At 40.8% G+C, this 3,168-nt stretch carries 9 protein-coding genes and 1 pseudogene; 6 read left to right on the top strand and 4 right to left on the bottom strand.

The features are described 5' to 3' along the window. The first annotated feature begins 46 nt into the window (after positions 1-46). Entirely contained in the window at positions 47-196 is a 150-nt protein-coding gene (locus MICAI_RS27370) for a DUF2887 domain-containing protein (RefSeq protein WP_306343236.1), read from the top strand. Between the two features lie 12 nt (positions 197-208). Then, complete coding sequence (locus MICAI_RS27365; protein WP_008206083.1) at positions 209-385, top strand: hypothetical protein; 177 nt, start codon at positions 209-211, stop codon at positions 383-385. A gap of 47 nt (positions 386-432) precedes the next feature. On the opposite strand, the gene MICAI_RS19210 is transcribed toward MICAI_RS27365, so the two are convergent. Together MICAI_RS19210 and MICAI_RS19205 are read right to left on the bottom strand one after the other, a co-directional pair. Then, entirely contained in the window at positions 433-666 is a 234-nt protein-coding gene (locus tag MICAI_RS19210) for a type II toxin-antitoxin system HicB family antitoxin (protein ID WP_002797455.1), read from the bottom strand. After that, a complete protein-coding gene (locus MICAI_RS19205; RefSeq protein WP_039900533.1) occupies positions 653-838 on the bottom strand; it encodes a type II toxin-antitoxin system HicA family toxin in 186 nt (61 codons plus the stop codon). Before MICAI_RS19205 ends, MICAI_RS19210 begins: the two co-directional genes overlap by 14 nt. A gap of 359 nt (positions 839-1,197) precedes the next feature. Here MICAI_RS19205 and MICAI_RS19200 point away from each other — a divergent pair, with 359 nt between their 5' ends. After that, positions 1,198-1,383: an anacyclamide/piricyclamide family prenylated cyclic peptide gene (locus tag MICAI_RS19200; RefSeq protein WP_008206080.1), complete on the top strand. Its 186-nt coding sequence runs from the start codon at positions 1,198-1,200 to the stop codon at positions 1,381-1,383. Between the two features lie 33 nt (positions 1,384-1,416). Here MICAI_RS19200 and MICAI_RS26575 read toward each other — a convergent pair whose 3' ends face one another. Further along, positions 1,417-1,554 carry a hypothetical protein gene (locus tag MICAI_RS26575; protein ID WP_002802526.1) on the bottom strand — a complete coding sequence of 46 codons (138 nt, stop codon included), beginning with the start codon at positions 1,552-1,554 and terminating at the stop codon, positions 1,417-1,419. Positions 1,555-1,674: 120 nt separating this feature from the next. Here MICAI_RS26575 and MICAI_RS19195 point away from each other — a divergent pair, with 120 nt between their 5' ends. The 3 genes from MICAI_RS19195 (at position 1,675) to MICAI_RS24500 (ending at position 2,604) form a co-directional block, all read left to right on the top strand. Then, positions 1,675-1,959, top strand: coding sequence for a ribbon-helix-helix domain-containing protein (locus MICAI_RS19195; RefSeq protein ID WP_008206077.1), 285 nt, complete (start codon positions 1,675-1,677; stop codon positions 1,957-1,959). Further along, a complete protein-coding gene (locus tag MICAI_RS19190; protein WP_008206074.1) occupies positions 1,959-2,255 on the top strand; it encodes a type II toxin-antitoxin system RelE/ParE family toxin in 297 nt (98 codons plus the stop codon). The genes MICAI_RS19195 and MICAI_RS19190 overlap by 1 nt, the downstream gene beginning before the upstream one ends. A 205-nt stretch (positions 2,256-2,460) precedes the next feature. Beyond that, complete coding sequence (locus MICAI_RS24500; RefSeq protein ID WP_008206072.1) at positions 2,461-2,604, top strand: anacyclamide/piricyclamide family prenylated cyclic peptide; 144 nt, start codon at positions 2,461-2,463, stop codon at positions 2,602-2,604. A 94-nt stretch (positions 2,605-2,698) separates the two neighbouring features. Here the strand turns inward: MICAI_RS24500 and MICAI_RS27360 are convergent. Next, positions 2,699-3,168 (bottom strand): annotated as a pseudogene (locus tag MICAI_RS27360) (hypothetical protein); the annotation flags it as partial.

The raw sequence follows: 3,168 nt of genomic DNA, 5'->3' as shown, positions 1-3,168 counted from the left end.
CAAGTTATCCCATCTATCATCTCTTGGGATCAGTATCCTCTAGTTTATCCTCATCAGCGCCAAAAAAGCACCAAAACAAGTTCAATCACTGATTAAGCAAACTCACCAACAGGTTATTGACCCTAATACTCAAAGAAATGTTATCGAGTTAATCGAGAAGATTATTATCTACAAATTTCCGCAGAAAATTCGCTAGGAGTTAGAAGCTATGTTTAATCTCACTGAATGGAAACAAACCAAGTTTTATCAAGAAGCTGAAGAAGAAGGAAAACTTGAAACAATTCCTCTTCTGATTAGGTTGGGACTTAACGAAGAACAAATTGCGCGGGAATTAAATCTAAAATTTGAGATTGTTTGTCAATTTATTGCCAATCAAAACAATTAAAACTTTTTGGCTACCAATGCGATGATCATCAATTCCCTTATCAAGGTTTATTTTTGCAAAATTTCTCTCTTTTTATTTATTTCAGGCTCAGGTAAAGATTCTCCTAATTTCTGATAAAGTTCCATCAGAGATTCTAGGACTTCTTCAGCATTTTTCACTGATTCAGCATAAGTATTACCATGAGTTCGCCATTTTTGACCTGGAAAGTCGGGTAAGCCAACTAGATAACAATTGTCTTCATCAGACCACTGAATCACTATTCTATATTTAAGTTTTTTCATCTTCTTTTCTCCTGACCTCTTCAATGGCATTTTTGACTTCTTGTTCTTGGTAACGTTTAGCATCCGCTCCGTCTTTTCCCGAGAGAGTGATTTTCCCTGCATATAGAGGGTGTAACCAATGGTTGTGACTGCCTTTTCCCGGAAAATCAATAAATCCAGCTTTTTTGAGCATTTGTTTCAATTCTCTGATTTTTTTGGCATCAGTCAAGATTTGATCGATCAGGTAATTTGCTGGGGGGTGTGACAAGTCTTGTATAATTCTTATTATATAAAGATTTCGAGCATTGAGCGGTTACTGGAGAAGCACCGGGAGCAGAGGAGAGGGGGAGCAGGGGAGCAGAGGTTGTTTATCTTCTGGGTACCCCTTTTCCTTGATTCACCAGAGAATTTTCTTCCGGAAATTTAAGCTGATCAGAGCTAAACTTAACAAAACTTCACAAAAACTTCACAAAAACTTCACGGAAAACTATTGACGAGAAGATGTCAAGGCCGCTTAATTAAATTAATTAACATCATTGGAGGATTTACCCCATGAAAACCAAAAAACTGACACCCCGCAATGCTGCTCCTGTGCAACGGAAAAATACCGCTACCGTCTCTCGCGATGGTAATGCGATCATTCAACTTGATTGGGGAACTTTTTGTGTGCAAGAGGATGGGGAGGGAAATTGTAAAGAGTGGTACGAAGTGCCGTTTGCGGGAGACGACGCAGAGTAGTCCCCCCGATTCTAGCGCGAACCTCAAATCAGGTCAAAAGTCTTTTTCTCCTTGCCAAGGCGCACGGTTGCTTCCTTGTAATTGACGGTGGAGAAGCAAGGGGTCAGGGGAGAGAGGGAGCAGGGGAGTACAGGTTTTTGCTCTTCTCGGTTCCCCTTTTCCTTGACTCACGGGTGCTAGAAGACTTAGATTCAGGGAGATAAACCCGAAAATCTGTTAAAAATATAAGATGCTAAAAAGTCTGCGCTATAATACTCGATTAGGATGATATAAAGGTAATCAGGAGAAGCGATGAACACTATCCAACTGACACCAGAAATAGAAGATTTGATTGCTCAACAAATGAAAACAGGCAAATATCAAGATGATTTAGCCGTTATTCAAGAGGGATTGAGTTTATTGGCAGAAAGAGACAGAATTTACCGAGGAAGATTTGAAGAATTGAAACGGGAAGTTATGATTGGCGTTGAGGAATTAAGACGACAGGAAGGAATTAATGCCGAAGAGGTTTTTTCAGAATTAGAAGAGGATTTACAACAAATAGAGGCTAAGGGTTTCCCGATGAGTCAGAAATAATGTCAAAGATTATTTTCTCACCCTCAGCTAGATTGGATTTAAAGCAAGTTAATAGTTACTTGGCTGGGAAAAATCCGCAAGCTGCTAGAATTTTAAAAGAAAAAATCCAACAGGCTTGTAAAAAATTAGCTAAATTCCCCAATCTGGGACGTAGGCGCGATGAGTTAATCCCTAGATTACGAAGTTTTCCTGTAGAAGATTATCTAATCTTTTATTTCCCTCTTGAAAACGGAATTGAAATCGCAAGAGTAGTTAGTGGATATAGAGATTTAGATGCTATGTTTGATCTTGATTAAAAAAAGCGATCGCATCAATCTAAGGGTGTCATTCTTCCCCGCTCCCCAGTAGCATCGGCTGGGAGTTTGCTTCGGGAAATTTAAGCTGATCTAAACTTAACAAAAACTCAACAAAAACTTCACAAAAACTTCACAAAAAACTATTGACAAGAAGATGTCAAGGCCGGTTAATTAAATTAATTAACATCATTGGAGAATTTACCCCATGAAAACCAAAAAACTGACCCCTCGTAACGCTGCTCCTGTCCAACGGGAAAATACCGCTACCGTCTCTCGTGATGGCAATGCGATCGCTCCCCTATGGAGGTATACTATACGTCATCCTTTTGCGGGAGACGACGCAGAGTAGTCCCCTTGATTCTAGCACGAACCTCAAATCAGGTCAAAAGTCTTTTTCTCCTTGCCAAGGCGCACGGTTAGCCTCAAGGAATTGACGTACAATCCTAGTTAATTCGGGAGTTTCGGATACCGGGCATCGGTGAAGAAGCAGGGAGAGAGGGAGCAGGGAAGCAGAGGTTGTTTCTCTTCTCGGTACCCCTTTTCCTTGACTCACGAGTGCTAGAAGACTTAGGTTCAGGGAGATGAACCCGTGCCAATAGCTTACTTCCCCAGTGTGATCGGGTTGGGGTCTTCTTCTCCTTTGGCTTGTACTTCTGGCAAAAGCCTTTGTACTTTCTGGCGCATTCTTCTAAGCTGTCACCAAGTTTAAGAAAAGCAGGATGCCATTGAGTTAAGCCATCATCAGTTAAGCGTTCATAACTACCGTAGTTACTGAAATCATAGAAAAAAGTCGAACGCATTTTGGCAGCTTTCGGGTTTCCGTGAATGTAACGTAAGGTATTTAATGCCCTTTCTTTGTCTGAAGGAGGGAAGCCATCGGAAAAATACCGTCTTTCCCAGAAATGTCCTGTGC

Source organism: Microcystis sp. T1-4 (genome assembly GCF_000297435.1).
Lineage (GTDB): Bacteria > Cyanobacteriota > Cyanobacteriia > Cyanobacteriales > Microcystaceae > Microcystis.
The sequence above is the reverse complement of the archived record's forward strand: the minus strand, read 5'-3'. Positions and strand labels throughout refer to the sequence as shown.

Excerpts from the sequence above, each read along its gene's own strand:
- MICAI_RS27365 (WP_008206083.1), top strand. The coding sequence starts at position 209 with ATGTTTAATCTCACTGAATGGAAACAAACCAAGTTTTATCAAGAAGCT.
- MICAI_RS19210 (WP_002797455.1), bottom strand. The coding sequence starts at position 666 with ATGAAAAAACTTAAATATAGAATAGTGATTCAGTGGTCTGATGAAGAC.
- MICAI_RS19205 (WP_039900533.1), bottom strand. The coding sequence starts at position 838 with ATGCTCAAAAAAGCTGGATTTATTGATTTTCCGGGAAAAGGCAGTCAC.
- MICAI_RS19200 (WP_008206080.1), top strand. The coding sequence starts at position 1,198 with ATGAAAACCAAAAAACTGACACCCCGCAATGCTGCTCCTGTGCAACGG.
- MICAI_RS19195 (WP_008206077.1), top strand. The coding sequence starts at position 1,675 with ATGAACACTATCCAACTGACACCAGAAATAGAAGATTTGATTGCTCAA.
- MICAI_RS19190 (WP_008206074.1), top strand. The coding sequence starts at position 1,959 with ATGTCAAAGATTATTTTCTCACCCTCAGCTAGATTGGATTTAAAGCAA.
- MICAI_RS24500 (WP_008206072.1), top strand. The coding sequence starts at position 2,461 with ATGAAAACCAAAAAACTGACCCCTCGTAACGCTGCTCCTGTCCAACGG.